Source organism: Rosenbergiella collisarenosi, from assembly GCF_018494085.1.
Classification (GTDB): Bacteria; Pseudomonadota; Gammaproteobacteria; order Enterobacterales; family Enterobacteriaceae; genus Rosenbergiella; species Rosenbergiella collisarenosi.
Map to the genome: position 1 here is coordinate 200,719 of NZ_JABBFP010000004.1, position 16,534 is coordinate 217,252.

The following is a 16,534-nucleotide window of genomic DNA, read 5'->3' on the forward strand; positions in this document are numbered from 1 at the left end:
CAATCTACGCACTATTACTACTCAGTAGCGGTAAACTCTTTAGCCAGTAATCCAAAGATCCAGTCATCGTGCCAACGCTGATGTAAGAAGTAGCTTTCGCGCAACGTTCCCTCTTGTCGAAATCCCACCCTACATAGCGTCTTGCGCGAAACTTCATTACCTGCCGTCACCGCGGCCGTCAGTTTACGATAGCCTAGAAGGGTGAACGCATGGTTTACCAGAGCATTAAGCGATTCACTCCCCAGCCCTCTGCCTTGAGCATCACCGGCAAGAAGAAAGCCCACTTCTGCTAAGTTTTCTCCGCGATTGATAAGCCCCGTTAAACCCACTGGCGTCCCATCACTCTTAAGACACATGACCTTGCATAACCAATGCCGGCTCGTTTTATGCCACTCTGCGAGTCGCGGTTGAAAGTAATGATGGTCGATATACTCGGGGGGATGGGGATCATGGATGAACTGCATCACCCCTGCATCTTGATGAAGTGCCAAAAAAAACGGCCAATCCTCCTGCGTGAGTGGTCGGTACACCATGCGCTCTGATTCCCATTGTGACATTTACAGCTCCTCGTAGTCGTTAATATCTCATTTCGCGGCGGCTAATAGAGGCTGCTTCTTTGGCTATCTACCAGTGATTGAGAGGAGATTTCACTAATCGATTTCGCCCCAGTCAGCGTCATTGCCACGCGCATCTCTTTTTCGATCAGCGAGAGAACATTCGCCACCCCACTCTGCCCCGCTACCGCCAAGGCGTAGAGATAAGCGCGCCCCAATAGCGTTGCGTCCGCACCTAACGCCAACATCCGCACCACATCTAATCCATTACGCACGCCGCCATCGGCAAAGATCGTCACGTCCCCCTTTACCGCCTCGGCGATCGCAGGAAGCGCGCGGGCACTCGAGAGTACTCCATCAAGTTGGCGGCCGCCATGATTGGAAACGACAATACCATCGGCGCCGAACCTCACCGCATCCTTCGCATCTTCGGCATCGAGAATACCTTTGATCACCATCGGCCCTTGCCAAAAATCTCGGATCCACTCTAAGTCCGACCAGGAGATCGACGGGTCGAAGTTTTTCGCTAGCCAGCCGATATAATCCGCAAGCCCAGTCGGTTTACCTCGATAAGCGGAGATATTCCCAAGATCGTGAGGTCGACCATTGATCCCCACCTCCCACGCCCAACGCGGGTGCGTCAGCGCTTGGCAATAACGACGCAAGTTGCCGTATTGTCCGCTCATCCCAGAGTGGGCGTCGCGATAGCGCGCGCCGGGCGTCGGCATATCCACGGTAAAAATAAGCGTGGTACATCCCGCCGCTTTAGCGCGTTCCAGCGCATTACGCATAAACCCACGATCCTTTAATACATAAAGCTGAAACCACATTGGTCGTTGAATGGCGCGGCTAACCTCTTCAATCGGACAGACAGAAACGGTCGAGAGCGTAAACGGAATGCCATGCTGTTGCGCGGCTTTAGCAGCCTGCACTTCCCCACGCCGAGCATACATCCCGCATAACCCTACCGGTGCCAGTGCAACGGGCATCGCGACCTGCTCGCCGAGTAGGGTCGTACTCAGATCTAACGACGACATATTACGCAACACGCGTTGACGCAACGCAATCGCCGCTAGGTCTTCAACATTTCGTTTCAGCGTATGTTCGTTATAGGCGCCGCCATCGAGGTAATGAAATAAAAAAGGGGGCAGAATTCGTTCGGCCGCTGCCCGATAATCGCTTGCTGAGGAGATAATCATGCACAGGAGTCCTTGATCAATGGCGCCATACCAGCCCGAGACTGAGCCGCAGAGTGTTAGCACTCAGCCGAGTGAACGATCAGTGTAAAGTGTCGCGGCGCGTTACGCCGTTAGCTCGCCCACATTTCTGCTGGGCAAGCTAACGGTGGGGGATTAAATCGTTACAGGACGCTGGCTAAAAATTCCCGTAAGCGTGGATGCTGCGGGTGATCGAGGAGCTGGTGACTACCTCCCGTTTCGACTATTTTACCCTGATCCATGAAGACAATATTATCCGCAACCTCACGCGCGAACCCTATTTCATGCGTCACGACAACCATGGTCATTCCCGATTGGGCGAGGTTTTTCATTACCTGTAAAACTTCGCCGACTAATTCAGGATCCAAGGCTGATGTCGGTTCGTCGAACAACATGACCTCCGGGCGCATCGCTAAAGCCCGCGCGATAGCGACACGCTGTTGTTGCCCGCCCGATAACTCTCGTGGCCATGCATCGATGCGATGTTCGAGGCCCACTTGTTCCAAGAGTTCCAGCGCACGAGCCTTCACTACCGTCGCACTTTCGTTGAGGATACGCTGCGGTGCGTCCATGACATTTTGTAGAACGGTACGGTGGGGAAAGAGATTAAATTGCTGGAAGACCATGCCGATCTTCTGGCGCTGCCGGGCAATCATCGGCTCTGGTAACTCCACCAGATGCTGCCCCTTTTGTCGATAACCGATGAGCGCTTCGCCGACATGGACGGTACCCGCATCCAATTTTTCGAGGTGATTGATACAACGTAGCAATGTAGACTTGCCTGATCCCGAAGGGCCGAGGATGACGGTTACCGATCCAGCGGCGATATCGAGATCGACGTCGTGCAGGATGGTTTTCCCAGAAAATTGCTTACGAATGGCCCGTAATCTTATCGACTCGCTCATGATGCTAACTCTTCATTTTTTTGCTTAGCGCGGAACCACTTCGGCTTATCGGCCACGTTACCTCGGCTGAAAAAGCGTTCAATATAGTGTTGTCCGACGGATAACACCGATGTCATTAGCAGATACCAAGCGGTCGCAACGAGGAGTAATGGAACGACCTCATAGGTACGCTGATAAATAATCTGCGCAGAATAGAGCACGTCCTGCAGCGCGATCACTGAGACGACAGCGGTGGTCTTAAGCTGCCCGATAACTTCGTTACCCGCAGGCGGCAGGATCGTGCGCATCGCTTGTGGAAGTACCGTTTGGCGGAAGATCTGTGCCGGGCGATAACCCAGCGCTTTAGCGGCCTCTAGCTGTCCAACGCTAACGCTCTGGATCCCTGCACGGATAATCTCTGCCGCATAGGCCGATTGATGCATTACCAACGCGATCACCGCCGCACTAAAGGGGCTGATCAGTTGATTGGTCTTCGCGGCCCAGATCTCTCCGTAAAAGGGTAACGTGAGGGAGAGTTTGGGATAGAGCGTCGCGATGTTGTACCACAGGAAGAGTTGCACCAGCATCGGGACCGCGCGAAAGAACCAGATATACGCCCAGCTCACCCATGACAGCACAGGGTTTGCCGAGAGGCGCATAAAGGCGAGCAGCGTCCCCCCAGCAAACCCGAAGAGTACCGAGATACAGGTGAGTTTGATGGTCATCATCACGCCGCTAAGAATCGATGCCTCGGTGAGGTTTTGTAAGACAACGCCCCACTCGAAATTAGGATTGCTGGCAATCGAGGAACCGAAAAATACCAAGACTAGCAATACTACTGCGGCACTAAACCAGCGGCCATAATGGCGATGCTCGATAATTTTCAGCGTTGCACTCTCTGTAGAGGGTCGAACACTCATCGAGCAACCTCTTGATTCAGGCCGGCATGTTTCACCGCACCGAAACCAATCTGCCACTTATCGAGGATTTTTTGATAGGTTCCATCAGCAATCAACGAATTTAAGGCCGCTTGAACCGGCTTCTCTAGCGGCGAAGCTTTCGGGAGTGCCAGGGAGACGATGGTATCTTCAATCGTCAACTCACCGGCCAGTGCCAGCGGCTTAACTTGGCTAACTTGGTAGCGCAGTCCCTCGTAAGGACCAAAGAACATCGGGACACGACCGCTAATCACCGCTTGTACCCCAGCAGGACGGTCGGGGAAGATTGGGATGGTGATGGCCGATTTACCGGCAGCCTTGCACTGCTCGCTGGCAGTTTGCAAGCGCGTGACCTGTGAAGTCCCGGCCCCTGCGCCGACCGTTTGCCCACATAACTCACTAAACTGATGGAAAGGACCGAGTTCTGCGTCTTTCCGCGCGATAAGTGCCAGCTTAGAAGCATTGTAATAGCCAACGAAGTCCACCTGTTTTAATCGTTGCTGTGTCGCATCAATATTCGCGGCAGCAACATCATAACGCCCTGACTTTAACCCAGGAATAATGTTATCGAAGCCGCCAGTATCACGCCAATGTACGGCGAGGCCTAAGCGTTCCGCCACAGCACTGACAATATCGATTTCACGACCCGCCAAGGTCTTGTTATCAGCTTGGTAGAAAGTCGTTGGCGGCGTATTAGGGTTGGTCCCGGCAACGATAAATCCCTGTTTTTGAATATCCTGCGGTAAGCTCGCATGTAATGTTGTATCGGCAAAAGCGTGTACGCTACTGACATAGGGCACATTTTGATCGGCAGCCAGCAGGCTCTTTACCGGTGCGAGGGCCATTATCAGAGAGAGGAGTAAGTGTTTTTTCATCATTAATCCTTATTAGTTGCCAGCGGCGAGACCGCACTAAAATTAATATCGGGCGTGGGTAAACCGAGATTCTCACGCAGGGTAGTAAACTGATATTCGGTGCGGAACAGCCCGCGACGTTGTAATTCAGGGATCACTAATTCGACAAATAATGCTAATTGATTAGGCAACACAGCAGGCATGATATTAAATCCGTCGGCGCCCTCTTGTTCCAACCAGTATTGGAAGTCGTCGGCAATCTCTTCGGCCGTACCGATGACGACTCTATGCCCACGTGAGCCTGCCGCGACCGCTGCCAATTGTCGTAGGGTGAGATTTTCTCGTTTCGCCAATTCTAGCAGTAGCTTTACTCGACTTTGCCCCGCCTCGGCGACGGCAAGCTCTGGGAGTGGCTCATCAAGCGGGTACTGTGAAACATCAACCCCAAAGCGCGTCGAGAGTTGTTCAATGCCGTTATCGATATCGACCCACTCATTCAGCTGGTGCCACGTCGCCATCGCCTCTTCTCGCGTGCGCCCTACAATCGGCATCACGCCGGGTAGAATAAGGAGATGATCGGGATTGCGCCCCGCCTCTTGAACAAATTGTTTCTGGCTACGGTAGAACGCCTGACCATCTTCCAGCGAGGCCGCCGCCGTAAAGACGACTTCAGCCGTTTCAGCCGCTAATTTTTGTCCTGCGGGAGATGACCCGGCTTCGATGATGACCGGACGCCCTTGAGGCGAGCGCGCGATATTTAGCGGGCCTTGTACTTGGAAAAAGCGCCCTTGGTGATTAGCGGGATGGATCTTAGTTTCATCGGAATAGTGCCCGGTGGCTTTATTTTTTACTATCGCCCCCGGCTCCCACCCTTCCCACAGCTTAAAACTCACATCGAGGAATTCCCGCGCCATCTCGTAGCGCTCCGCATGGTTGGGTAAGTCGCTACGGCTAAAGTTTTTCGCCGCATCGGTGGAAAATGAAGTCACCACGTTCCATGCACTACGGCCATGACTGATATGGTCGATGGAAGAGAGCGCCCGAGCAAGATGGAACGGTTGATCAAATGTCGTCGAGGCAGTTGCCGCGAGGCCAATATGCGTAGTTTGTACCGCTAATGCCGAGAGTAGCGTCAACGGCTCAAGGCGTGACATGGTGGAAGGTAGACGGTGTACGCTAGTCGCCAATGCATCACCGACGAAGAACATATCGAACAGCCCTTTCTCTGCCGTTTTGGCAATCCAGGTGAACCACTCTATGTCGGTGGGTGATCCTTGAGCCTCGTCAGCGCGCCAGCCGCCGACATGATGCCCGAGAGCTTGGACAAAAAGCCCTAAACGCAGTTGACGAGTAGGCGATTGATTAGTAGCCATGATAAATCCTTACTATTTATATGCAGAGTAGCGAAGTGAGCTGTCGCAGCTGTTCACTATTATCTAAAGAGGTTGTTGCTGAGAACTGAGCAGCTAAGGAGACAGGCAGTAATGCCAAACTCGTCGCTAATTTTTGCTCAACATCCGTATAGAGAGAGACCGTTTCTCGACGTGTCACGCAGTGACTAAGTTGTCGACCGTCACTCAGATGCAGCGTCACGCGATGAAAGCGACGGTCTGGGTCGAGTTCATCGGCAGGAGCAGAGTGATCAGGGCAACGGGTTACTCGCGCCGCCAACGCGGCAATCACCTCATTGACGGGTTTTGCCGTGTAGTGATCGAGGGCTAAGCAGCCATTAAGTAAGCCATCGGCAATGACATATTCCAAACTAAAGCGTGCCTCGACCCCATCGCGAGGCATTCGGATATTGGGCGCGGTATCTGCGCCGGGTGGGAAACTCACCTCGATCCGAGTCACTGCTTGGCAAATATCGCCGATACCTTGTTCGAGGCAGGATTGGCGTAAGACAAAAGCGGCCTCAGCGGCACTGTGCGTACCACCGCAGGTTGGATAGCGCTTAAACTCCAATCCCGGCTGAATAATCCGCCAAGGTGTCGCCCACTCGTCGAGCAATAGACCCGGCTGTTCGACGTTGAAGCCAAATACGGTAAGGAAGCTTTCCACCACTGTGTCTACCTGCCCGGGAAAACCCGCCTTGGCCAGTAGCACACTATTCACGGCGCTACGCGCGGCCAAGCCGGCATGCAGTGGCTTCACTGCCGAGCCAAACTGTGCGCGTAACCCTGAAGATTGGGTGGCCGCCATACCGAGCGCTATCTGGGTCTGTGTTTGTTCCAGTCGAAGCCAGCGACAACAGGCAGCCGCCGCTGCCAACGGACCGAGCGTAGCCGTGCTATGTAGCCCCATACTGTAATGGCGTGTTCCCATCGCGCGTCCCAACCGCCCGGCGATCTCCACTCCGATGATGTAAGCATCCAGAAAGTCAGTAGGCGTGTAACGATCGAAGTGTTGGCATAGCGCGAACAGGCTAGAGAGGATAACCGTAGAGGGATGCCCGCGAAACGCGGCGTGATAATCGTCGTAATCCAACGCATGACTGAGATAACCCAGCACCACCGCCCTGTTTTCTGCTGAAGACGCTGCGTCAAAGGTCGCGAGTACGGCCGATCGTCCCTCATCTGGTACTACCGCAAACAGCACGGGCAGGGTACTCGCAAGATAATCTTTGATCCCTCGGCGGGCTGCCGCTCGCTCTTGCTCTGTCGGCGTGTCAGTAAGAAGTCTTTGCGCTAATTCGGCGGTCAGCGAGGTATCCAAAATCGGGCCTTAGTGAATAAAGTAGTAAGAAAATTTATTGATCGGCTATTCTCGGGCTTTTCACCCCGACCAGCTAATAACAGAGCGTTATAACTCATAAGTAAATAAGATAAGAGTTTTGAATAGTGATTATTTTTTATTTATTATCAGATAATTAGATAGAAGATGAGGAGGTAAGAACAGTTTTAACGGCAAATGCTTATCTAGCCCAATATCCCGTTGGCGCAAATAATCGGCAGTGTAGGGTGGTGTTAAAGCATCAGATGTCACGCACGATCTTGGGTGAGTGTAAATCTGGCTATTTTTTATCCGGATTATGGCTGAGTATAAAGGAGAAGATCTCAGCATCACTCCTTATCATTCACTCATAAAATCCATCATGAAAAAGCAATATATAGACTTGCCGATTGATAAACCATCAAGGGATAGCTTCGGAAATAATTCCTACAGATTGTCATCATTAAGCCGCCTTTATCCCTTTCATACCGCAATCTATAAAGAGATAAAGTCTAATAGGGGCTATGTCAGTGGTAATTAGTGAAGGGTAGCAATCCCTGTTGGCAATATTTGTGCCCATTTACTGATTCGTACCGCTTTTCTGCAGTAATGCATTGACCCATATTTCGTTTCTATCTTTACGCTTATCTTCAGTTTTCCAATATCTTTGCATTCTGACGTTTAGAAAATCTTGACACAAAAGCCGTAACTTTTCTTCATTCATATCATTGAAATATCGACCATTAATTTCTCGCTCGCTGTCTCCATATTTGAAAGACAGGTAAATAATACCGTAATACTTAAGTGCATCGATAAACTTATCAAGCGTCTGTTTCAGCTCTTGATGGGGGACATGCAATAGGGATGCACAACACCAGATACCATCATACTGCTCTTGCACGTTCACCGCATCGAAAGTACTCACTTTAACGGGCAGTCCTGTTAACTGGCGAGCGCGATTCACCATTTCAGAAGATGCATCAAACGCATCAACTTGATAGCCGTGAGCGGCAAAAAATTGGGTATCTCGCCCAGATCCACAACCTGCATCGAGAATACGACCCTGTTTGGGTATTAAAGCTAAAAATGGGGTATACAAAGCTGACATATCCACCGCAATAGTGGAGTGATAAAATTCATCAGCATGATTTTGATAATATTCAATGGTCATTAGAAAGTATCCTCTGCAGCGGCTTGCGGCGCCCAAGTAGTGAAGGACATATTGGTTAGCACAGTATTCCAGGCTGTGGAAAGAAAATCTTTACGCGCGACTTCTGTTTTACCTGTTTGCCGAATCAGTGTTTCACGTAACGGTAAATGACTATTAATAAAATATTCATTACGTTGATGTAATCGTTCTAATAATTTGATACCGGGTAATTTTTCAAATTTTCCTCCCACTCCGCGATTACATTGTTGGCAAGCCAAAACCAGGTTCCAGATACCATCAATATTAGGGACTAAGGAGCGGGCTATCCATGGAATAAAATGGTCTACATCTGCTAGCCCATCTTTTGTACACGACACAATATGAATCGGTGCATAGCAGTAAAAACACTTACCCTTTTGATAGCCATTTAAGCTGGCTCTACAACTTGTAATCGCTTTACGGCGTGTCTTAGCAGCCGTATATAGTCCCTTTGTTTCAGGATCATAGTGCACATCCAGTAAGGTTTGTGAGATGTTCAGTTCCCATGCGCTTTCCACTAGTCGCCAACGGGCTTCAGTTTCTTTTCCTATATTTTTATATTGTGGGCTTTCAGTCAGATGAAAAAAATTATCGGTCAGCCTGATACTTTTTTCGGTCTTTCTTTCATCAAGATAAAAACGACAATCAATCTCTGCACGATTCACATTATGAAATTTATCTATGACATTAGCGAATCCATATCTTAGCGTAGTATTGATTAAGGCCTCCTGAGTAATTTCTCCTTGGTTAAATTGCAGACAAGCATCAAGAAAGGTACTTGACCGAGAGGTAATCTGCTTAGGGGCACCTTGTAAATGCCGACAGATGTGTTGACTGTAAGGAAGGGCTAAGTCTTCTAAGCGAATAAGCTCATTACCAGATGAATTGATGTCGTAAAGCGCATTCGCTAAGGCAAATTTATAGGAGGCGACGTTTTTACCAAATAGAATAATGCCACGCCAATAATTTTCCCGTGTCGGTTCTTGTTGATAGAAACGCATGCTAATCCTTAGGCTACTGAGATGCAGGATGCATTTATATAACGAATCCTTAACGGATAAAAATATTGAATGTTAGTAATTTTTAATATTTTAGTTGTCTAGCCCCCTAATTCTAGGGCTAGATCAGTGAAGGATAGGCATTGTAGTGAGAAGGAATATTATTATTTTTTTAATTAGTTATGAATGGAGGTCGTTCTCTAATGTTAGAGATAGTCGTCATTTTTTATGAATCAAGTCGAAGATTGATTCAACCCACGCAATGCGGACACAGTTCTAAGCTGGGAGCTAATTTTCAAACTATTCCGGACTAAGACCGCCACAGGCACTGTGACAACGCCTTTGATATGAGCAAATACCATTTCCTGTATAGTTTCTCGACTGGTAAAGCATTCACCGTGGATGCATTCGACTTTTAGCGAGTGGAAGTAACTTTCTACGCAAGCATTGTCGTAACAGCTGCCCCTCGCACTCATGCTATCTCGTGGGAGATGTCGTTTAAACAGACCTAATAATCTACCGAACAATACTGCCCACCACGAACAGTGTGAACAATGATATTTTCCAGACGTTCTAAACGCCGTAGCGCCATCTTTAACGCACCGCAGGCCAGTTTCACGATAACTAACCGGACTAAACTTCCGCGAGGCTCACATACTATGAATAATTACGATTCTATCCAAAGCTAAAACAACGCTACCCAGGTACCTGTAAGGCTATCAGTCATACCGATGGTTATTTAGGCTATCTTTCTTGTACTGAAAAGGTCTATCAACATTCTGAGCACCTCCTAAGCGTCAGCTTAATTGACTATCGCAATAAAATAGAAGCGCTCGGTGATAGAGAAACGGTAAAATTTTTTAACCAAAATCAGCAAGATTGGCTAAATTATAGAGATTCTACCTGTCGTTACTTATCGTCGTCGGCAATTAAGGGCAGCGATGCCTATACCCATCTATATCAACTTTGTATTCTGACCGAGAATTATAATCGAATAGATTTTCTTAATCGCCCCATTCCGATATCTTAGTCTCGCTAAGATACGAATTTTACTATCGGTAGAGCTATCTTAATTAAAACTTAGAAAAATAACTATTCGTTCGTTTTAGATACAACGCTATCTACTTAATATAACCAATATCCGGCTTCTGCCGAGGCAATTAGCATATCTATAGTCAAAGCTTGTGGAACGTGGTGGTCGGTTTTAAGGTAATCAGGAAGGATTACATTCGGCAAAAAACGAATACCCTCATTAGGAAAGTATTTACGCAAGTTGAATCCGACAGGATCGATACCAAGTGTATTGAAATACTCTTCGAAAAAATCCACGGCATCCTCGGGTAAAACAGGTGTATTACCGGTGCTTAAAGACTTACCCTCCGCCATATCCCAAAAATATTTTTTAACCAGCTCTTTTACTAACAGCGCCTGGCTGCTCATTCTCAAGCCCCTATACCTGTAATGAGTTTATATCGATATTGGACATTTTTTGTAATTACGCTGATATCCCATGCTGTTAATATTGCCCCTAACCACGGTACCCAACGTCCAATATAAGCTCCAACACTGGTGGTATAAGCCCACCGTCCCTCTAAGAGTTGTTGCCATGTAATCGTGCGTTGTCTTGTTTTAAACCGGTGCCGAATTAATGAACTACTGGCCAACGACAAAGGACTGGTCCCTTTGGTGAGTGCTCCCCCCATTTTACCGTCCACCGGAATGACGGGAAAACTCGTTAGCCATGATGCAACGGCCAATAAATCGATAATATCTCTAAACTGATTTTTAAATTCATCAATAATTAGCCAATAAAGTAACTCGTCTTTTTCAACACTCATTCCATCAAAGAAAAATTTTCCATTGAGTTGTTCGACGGTATCCATAATCACACCTCCCTGTGTTGATTGTCTGTTTCCATATTATCTATACTGATTTGAGTTATCTATGACACTTACTGACTAATCGAATAAATAAGATAATCGCCCGAACCACTTAGCATAAAACAATGTCAACGATCTAGTTGCGCGATATCAGCCAGCATCCGATTGCGACGAACAGCCCTTCCCTAGGCCTACCTGGATGATAAACTTTACTCACTGAGCACGATCACGCTGGCCGTTAGCGCGCTAACTGCTCACCATCCTTTTTATACATCCGGTAGCATGGCGGAAACCAATGCGGAGCTTTACGACTACCGGCTACGCCAGATTACCGCCGGGGTTAAGCAACTTTCCGACGAGCCTGACGCCGAGGAAATCGACGGTGAGAATGTGCGAATTTTTCACTATCTTAGCGCCGTGACGGCGATGGCGACAGCCACGCTGTATGAGCGTTATCGCGGCGTAGAAGCTACCGGCAAGGTGCAGCGTATGACTCGGGTACATCAGTACGGGTTCAAAGACCGGCCAAACCGCAACAGCCGGGATGTGCAGTACGAGGCGCGCCTGTTGCTTGGTTTCACCCGCGATGATGAGCAGATGATTAAAGATTTCATTATCAGACGTCTCGGAAAATAATTTTAATGAACACGATTATGATGGGTCTTTCCTTGATGTTTTATAGTCATAAAAAGCGTTATTGAACTTATAAAATCGCGGATAAGCAAAGAATATACAGATGATAATTAGATACATCATGGCGCAGATATACCCCACAATACGGAAGTTTTTATTGTTAGTTTTTATAGCATCTTGTAGTTCTTTTTTCATCTGTGGATCGCTAGTCAGCATGTAATCACATGCGGTTCTGATTATTTCCTTGCTTGTTGATGGTAATGCAATACAGCGATTTTTATTGTAATAGTGTTTTGTAGTTGGGTTATATACATAAATATCTGACACCAAAACATGCTCATTGCTTGAATTACTAAATTCTGCATAGTTATATTTCTGCCCTTTTGTGACCGAAACTGTAAATGCGATTATAAATACAGCGAGAAGTATCGCAATCAAATATGTAGCAACTGATTCTGATTTTTTTAATCTTCTCTGGCCTGCCGCTTGGTATGAGGGAAGTAACCATCCCTTTGGTGCTTTTATTGCTCCTGACCTTATTGCCTCAGAATAAAGCTCAATGTCAGATACGGTTTCAAGAGTAATTCCGTGGCAGAGTCTTATTAATTGCAAATCGAATAATTGCTCATCAATTTTACTGAGCTTTGAATTTGAAAACTTAATTCTGAGCATTTTGAATGATAGTCTAAATATAAAACCGAAACCGACATATGTAAGGGATAAAAAGAAAAGTGCTAAAGCCACAGCCTTTAACGTGAAGTCAAAATTAGACGTGAGTGATGTAAACATGAGGTCTCCTTTGCCGTATTTTATGAAATTAACATTTTACTAAGGTGTTGTGTAGTTGATGGGCTAATAGATGTGGATTGCCGACGACATTTTAAAACTTCATTCTTTTAATCATGAATACACTAAACAACATCTAATAGCGCGCGCGATTCGCAACTCATCCGCTCAGGTATGGTAACTGAGGTCGATACCGAGCAGGGGCTATGCCGTGTACAAAGCGGCGGGATCCAAACAACATGGCTGAACTGGCTGACCACCCGCGCTGGTCGTTCGCGGACGTGGTGGGCTCCCTCGGTCGGTAAACAGGTTCTACTGCTGGCAATCGGTGGCGAGCTTGATACCGCTTTCGTGCTGCCGGGGATTTTCTCTTGCGATAACGCCACCCCCTCTGCCTCGGCGGATGCGTGGCATGTGGCTTTTCCTGATGGAGCAGTCATTGAGTACGAGCCCGAGACCGGCGTGCTGACGTTCAGCAGCATAAAAACGGCCGACGTGACGGCATCGGAGTCCATTACCGCAACTGTGCCGCTGGTATTGGTGAAAGCCTCGACCAGTATCACTCTCGACACCCCTGAGGTGATTTGCACCAATAAGCTGACGACGGCGACGCTTGAGGTACAGAAAGGCGGCACGATGAAAGGCAACATTGAGCATACAGGCGGGTCACTTTCATCTAATGGCAAGGTGATCCACACCCACAAACACCCCGACGACAGTTACGAACAAACTGGGGCTCCATTATGACGGCTCGCTATCAAAGCATGAACCGAAATACAGGCCTCGGCATCAGCGACACCGAGCATATCAGTCAAAGCATACGCGACATTCTGCTGATGCCGTCGGATTGCGGGTGATGCGTCGAGAATCTGGCTCGCTCCTGTCGGCACTGATTGATATGCCGCAAAACCTGGCGCTCAGGCTGCAAATTATGGTGGCGTACTATTCGGCGAGCCAAAAGTGGGAGCCACGGCATCAGGCTTACCGCTATCAGCTTTAAGACCGGCGATGCTGGCGAAATGTATGTCGATATTACCGGGATATACTAATACTAGCGCGTCAGTTTCAACCACCGTTTCACTGAGTTAAATCACTATGGCAAATGTTCACCTGAGTCAGTTACCCGTTCCCGACGTGGTTGAGGAACTGGACTATGAAACCATCCTGCGCAGCGCAAAGCGATACTGATTTCGCTCTATCTCGAAGACCAGCAGGAGGCTATTGTCCGGACGTTGGCACTTGAGTCGGAGCCGATTGTTAAGCTGCTGCAGGAAAACGCCTAGCGTGAAGTTATCTGGCGTCAGCGGGTGAACGAATCTGCGCAGGCCGGTATTAATACCCGCACCCTGTCTGCCAATGAGTGTCGGCTCAAAACCTCCATCAGTGAAACGACGGCGCAGCTTAACCGCCAGCGTGAGGCACTGGCGCGCGTCAGTGCGCAACAAGCGAAGTTAAGCCGGGTGAAAGCTCGATATCAGTCAGGAAAAAAGTTTGCCGGTAAGGCGGCAGCGGCTGGTGCTGCAGGTATTGGCAAAATGGTTGCATACCAAAGACCCGAAGCCGTAAAAGCAGAAAGTAACGCTGAAACGTAAGCCAAAAGAGAAGCACCTGCGCGCACTCGAGCACCCGAAAGCAAAGCCGATCAGTGAAAAGGCAAAGGCCAAAAGAGAGCAGGAAGCGTGCGAGGGTGAATATATGGCAGGTGAGGCTGATAACGTGCTGGCACTGACGACGGTCTACGCATCTAAGGCGCAGCCAATGCGCTCCGCTCAGGCTAAGTGGGATAAGCTGCAGCGAGGCGTTGCGGAGTTTTCAATTACGCTGGCGCTCGATAGGGCTGATTTATTACCTTAGACCCTGATGCGCGTGCCGGGCTTTAAGCGCGTCATAGACGAGCAATCTTGGTTAATCAGTAAGGTGACTCACAACCTGAATAATAGTGGCTTCACGACGAGGTTAGAGCTTGAGGTTAATCTTTCTGATGTGGAGTACAGCGAGAAATCGGATGATTAATAAAATAGATTCACAAAAAGTGAAATTATAATTAATTCACTATTTGGAAATGAGGTGGGGGTTATGTTTCACTGTCCGAAGTGCCATCATGCTGCACATGCGCGAACGAGCCGCTATCTAACCGAAAACACGAAAGAGCGCTACCACCAGTGCCAGAACATCAACTGTAGTTGTACGTTTATGACAATGGAAACGATAGAGCGCTTCATAGTTACTCCGGGATCTATCGACCCGGCACCGCCTCACCCGACTGTCGGTGGTCAGAGGCCATTGTGGCTCTGAAAAATTTCCGCTAAATGCCCGCTGCATGCGGGCTTTTTTATACCCTCATTAAAATGGTGGTAAAAAACCCACCGCCATTCTATCGCCACTCGATAATCAACCAACAAAAAAGCCACTCAATCGAGTGGCTTAATATCCTGATTTAGCAGGGAAAATTTGGTGGCCCCTCCCAGACTTGAACTGGGGACCAAACGATTATGAGTCGTCTGCTCTAACCGACTGAGCTAAGGGGCCTTAATGTGGCAAGGAGTATAAAGCATCCGATCCGGGTAATCCAGTACTGTGGAATTAGTTGCTGTTTTTTAAGGCAACTCAGTATTAATGGATAGGATTTATACTTTTCTAGTCACCATTATCGATTAAAGGCTGAACCTGATAGACCCACGCGGTCACCGGCTCACCTATTGTTGTTAACGCCGTAACGCTTACACGGTCGTAGCCCGCTTCGAATTCGTCAAGATCGGGCCAGTGCGCGGTGAGCTGGTCGCTATAAAAAAGGTAGCCTTGCACTGCGTCGCCCTCTGCGTCAAGTACCAGACCCGGATACTCGGCGGCAAGTCCCCACGCTTTCTCATAATATGTGCCACGTACGCTGGCGGCCTGCCATTCGCCGCCGATGCGCGTTAACAGATGCTCGTTCTCGCGACCTGGTTGCAACGTTCCATAGACAAAAAGGGGTGTCGCCATTGTGCTCTCCTTCCCTATTGATGTTAACCATCATGCAACGCTTGGCGTTGGGGGTGCAAGAATTGTCTTGGGGAGAGGTAGAAAAGGCTCTACATTGATTAATTATAGTAATCCGTGGGCGAGGAGCCGTGAATGAAACTTGCAGTAGGTCAATTTCAAGTCAGCCGCGACTGGCAAGAGAATGCGTCGACTATCGTGGCGTTGATGCAGGAAGCCGAGGTCAAGGCGGCACGCTTACTGGTGCTTCCCGAGGCGGTCCTCGCGCGTGATAACCAGAATAGTCAGTGGGTTATCGACGCAGCGCAAGCGCTAGACGGACCTTTTATTAGCCAACTGCTTACGGCGAGCCGTAGCTTGGATATTACCACGGTATTGACTCTACATGTCCCTGCGGGTGCGGGGAAAGCGCGTAACGTCTTGGTGGCGCTACGCCAAGGGGAAATCGTACTGACCTACGATAAAATCCATCTTTACGATGCCTTCGCGGTCCGCGAATCGGATAAGGTGATAGCTGGCGAAGCCTTACCGCCCCTCTTACAGGTCGACGACTTTAGCGTCGGCGTGATGACCTGCTACGACTTACGCTTTCCCGAGATGGCCCGCGCCTTAGCCTTACAAGGTGCAGAGCTGCTTCTATTGCCGGCTGCTTGGCTGAAGGGGCCAAATAAGGAGATGCACTGGGAGCTGTTGACTCGGGCACGGGCGCTGGAAAATACCTGCTACTTGGTCGCGAGTGGCGAGTGTGGGCCGAAAAATTGCGGACATAGCCTCGTCGTCGATCCCTTAGGCTTAATCATTGCTCAGGCTGGTGAGCGCCCACAACTGATTGTCACTGAGATCGATAGAGCGCATCTGCTCGCGGTGCGTGAACAACTGCCGGTGCTGCAAAACTGTCGACTCGTCTAAGGTC

Annotated in this window: 16 protein-coding genes, 1 tRNA gene and 7 pseudogenes; 9 read left to right on the top strand and 15 right to left on the bottom strand. The window is 48.9% G+C overall.

The window, feature by feature from the left end; all coding sequences use genetic code 11:
* Positions 1-17 precede the first annotated feature (17 nt).
* The 10 genes and pseudogenes from HGT70_RS08795 to HGT70_RS08840 form a co-directional block, all read right to left on the bottom strand.
* A complete protein-coding gene (locus HGT70_RS08795; protein WP_214195619.1) occupies positions 18-557 on the bottom strand; it encodes a GNAT family N-acetyltransferase in 540 nt (179 codons plus the stop codon).
* Positions 558-598: 41 nt separating this feature from the next.
* Positions 599-1,753, bottom strand: a complete 1,155-nt coding sequence (lldD, locus tag HGT70_RS08800) for an FMN-dependent L-lactate dehydrogenase LldD (protein ID WP_214195620.1) — start codon at positions 1,751-1,753, stop codon at positions 599-601.
* A gap of 161 nt (positions 1,754-1,914) precedes the next feature.
* Complete coding sequence (locus tag HGT70_RS08805) at positions 1,915-2,676, bottom strand: amino acid ABC transporter ATP-binding protein (protein WP_214195621.1); 762 nt, start codon at positions 2,674-2,676, stop codon at positions 1,915-1,917.
* A complete protein-coding gene (locus HGT70_RS08810) occupies positions 2,673-3,575 on the bottom strand; it encodes an amino acid ABC transporter permease (protein ID WP_071432239.1) in 903 nt (300 codons plus the stop codon). Before HGT70_RS08810 ends, HGT70_RS08805 begins: the two co-directional genes overlap by 4 nt.
* A complete protein-coding gene (locus HGT70_RS08815; protein ID WP_214195622.1) occupies positions 3,572-4,468 on the bottom strand; it encodes an ABC transporter substrate-binding protein in 897 nt (298 codons plus the stop codon). The genes HGT70_RS08810 and HGT70_RS08815 overlap by 4 nt, the downstream gene beginning before the upstream one ends.
* Positions 4,469-4,470: 2 nt before the next feature.
* Entirely contained in the window at positions 4,471-5,820 is a 1,350-nt protein-coding gene (locus HGT70_RS08820; RefSeq protein ID WP_071432243.1) for an LLM class flavin-dependent oxidoreductase, read from the bottom strand.
* 16 nt (positions 5,821-5,836) lie between these two features.
* On the bottom strand, positions 5,837-7,159 hold the full coding sequence (locus tag HGT70_RS08825) for an MmgE/PrpD family protein (RefSeq protein WP_214195623.1): 1,323 nt from the start codon (positions 7,157-7,159) through the stop codon (positions 5,837-5,839).
* 577 nt (positions 7,160-7,736) lie between these two features.
* Positions 7,737-8,327, bottom strand: a complete 591-nt coding sequence (locus HGT70_RS08830; protein WP_214195624.1) for a class I SAM-dependent methyltransferase — start codon at positions 8,325-8,327, stop codon at positions 7,737-7,739.
* Positions 8,327-9,346: an HNH endonuclease gene (locus HGT70_RS08835; RefSeq protein ID WP_214195625.1), complete on the bottom strand. Its 1,020-nt coding sequence runs from the start codon at positions 9,344-9,346 to the stop codon at positions 8,327-8,329. The genes HGT70_RS08830 and HGT70_RS08835 overlap by 1 nt, the downstream gene beginning before the upstream one ends.
* 297 nt (positions 9,347-9,643) lie before the next feature.
* Positions 9,644-9,959, bottom strand: a pseudogene (locus HGT70_RS08840) (integrase core domain-containing protein); the annotation flags it as partial.
* A gap of 102 nt (positions 9,960-10,061) precedes the next feature.
* Between HGT70_RS08840 and HGT70_RS16855 the strand changes: the two are divergent.
* A complete protein-coding gene (locus HGT70_RS16855; protein WP_214195685.1) occupies positions 10,062-10,373 on the top strand; it encodes a lysozyme inhibitor LprI family protein in 312 nt (103 codons plus the stop codon).
* Positions 10,374-10,468: 95 nt separating this feature from the next.
* Here the strand turns inward: HGT70_RS16855 and HGT70_RS08850 are convergent, their stop codons facing one another.
* Together HGT70_RS08850 and HGT70_RS08855 are read right to left on the bottom strand one after the other, a co-directional pair.
* On the bottom strand, positions 10,469-10,783 hold the full coding sequence (locus HGT70_RS08850) for a DUF1493 family protein (RefSeq protein WP_214195626.1): 315 nt from the start codon (positions 10,781-10,783) through the stop codon (positions 10,469-10,471).
* Positions 10,784-10,785: 2 nt separating this feature from the next.
* Positions 10,786-11,226, bottom strand: coding sequence for an STM2901 family protein (locus tag HGT70_RS08855; RefSeq protein WP_214195627.1), 441 nt, complete (start codon positions 11,224-11,226; stop codon positions 10,786-10,788).
* Positions 11,227-11,505: 279 nt separating this feature from the next.
* On the opposite strand from HGT70_RS08855, the pseudogene HGT70_RS16605 reads away from it, so the two are divergent.
* Positions 11,506-11,859, top strand: a pseudogene (locus HGT70_RS16605) (phage virion morphogenesis protein); the annotation flags it as partial.
* A gap of 15 nt (positions 11,860-11,874) precedes the next feature.
* Here the strand turns inward: HGT70_RS16605 and HGT70_RS08870 are convergent.
* Positions 11,875-12,645, bottom strand: a complete 771-nt coding sequence (locus HGT70_RS08870) for a hypothetical protein (RefSeq protein WP_214195628.1) — start codon at positions 12,643-12,645, stop codon at positions 11,875-11,877.
* Positions 12,646-12,781: 136 nt separating this feature from the next.
* Between HGT70_RS08870 and HGT70_RS08875 the strand changes: the two are divergent.
* From HGT70_RS08875 to HGT70_RS08900, 6 genes and pseudogenes are all read left to right on the top strand, one after another.
* Positions 12,782-13,389, top strand: a pseudogene (locus HGT70_RS08875) (phage baseplate assembly protein V).
* Positions 13,386-13,731: pseudogene (locus tag HGT70_RS08880) on the top strand (GPW/gp25 family protein). The pseudogenes HGT70_RS08875 and HGT70_RS08880 overlap by 4 nt, the downstream one beginning before the upstream one ends.
* Positions 13,732-13,737: 6 nt before the next feature.
* Positions 13,738-13,922: pseudogene (locus HGT70_RS08885) on the top strand (baseplate assembly protein); the annotation flags it as partial.
* A gap of 3 nt (positions 13,923-13,925) precedes the next feature.
* Positions 13,926-14,174, top strand: a pseudogene (locus tag HGT70_RS08890) (phage tail tape measure protein); the annotation flags it as partial.
* Positions 14,167-14,655, top strand: a pseudogene (locus tag HGT70_RS08895) (phage late control D family protein); the annotation flags it as partial. The pseudogenes HGT70_RS08890 and HGT70_RS08895, both read left to right, overlap by 8 nt.
* 63 nt (positions 14,656-14,718) lie before the next feature.
* A complete protein-coding gene (locus HGT70_RS08900) occupies positions 14,719-14,937 on the top strand; it encodes a DNA-binding transcriptional regulator (RefSeq protein WP_000468307.1) in 219 nt (72 codons plus the stop codon).
* 157 nt (positions 14,938-15,094) lie between these two features.
* On the opposite strand, the gene HGT70_RS08905 is transcribed toward HGT70_RS08900, so the two are convergent.
* Together HGT70_RS08905 and HGT70_RS08910 are read right to left on the bottom strand one after the other, a co-directional pair.
* A tRNA-Ile gene (locus HGT70_RS08905) sits at positions 15,095-15,171 on the bottom strand.
* A 108-nt stretch (positions 15,172-15,279) separates the two neighbouring features.
* On the bottom strand, positions 15,280-15,624 hold the full coding sequence (locus HGT70_RS08910; RefSeq protein ID WP_071432278.1) for a gamma-glutamylcyclotransferase family protein: 345 nt from the start codon (positions 15,622-15,624) through the stop codon (positions 15,280-15,282).
* Positions 15,625-15,756: 132 nt separating this feature from the next.
* On the opposite strand from HGT70_RS08910, the gene HGT70_RS08915 reads away from it, so the two are divergent.
* A complete protein-coding gene (locus HGT70_RS08915) occupies positions 15,757-16,530 on the top strand; it encodes a deaminated glutathione amidase (protein ID WP_214195629.1) in 774 nt (257 codons plus the stop codon).
* Positions 16,531-16,534: the final 4 nt, after the last annotated feature.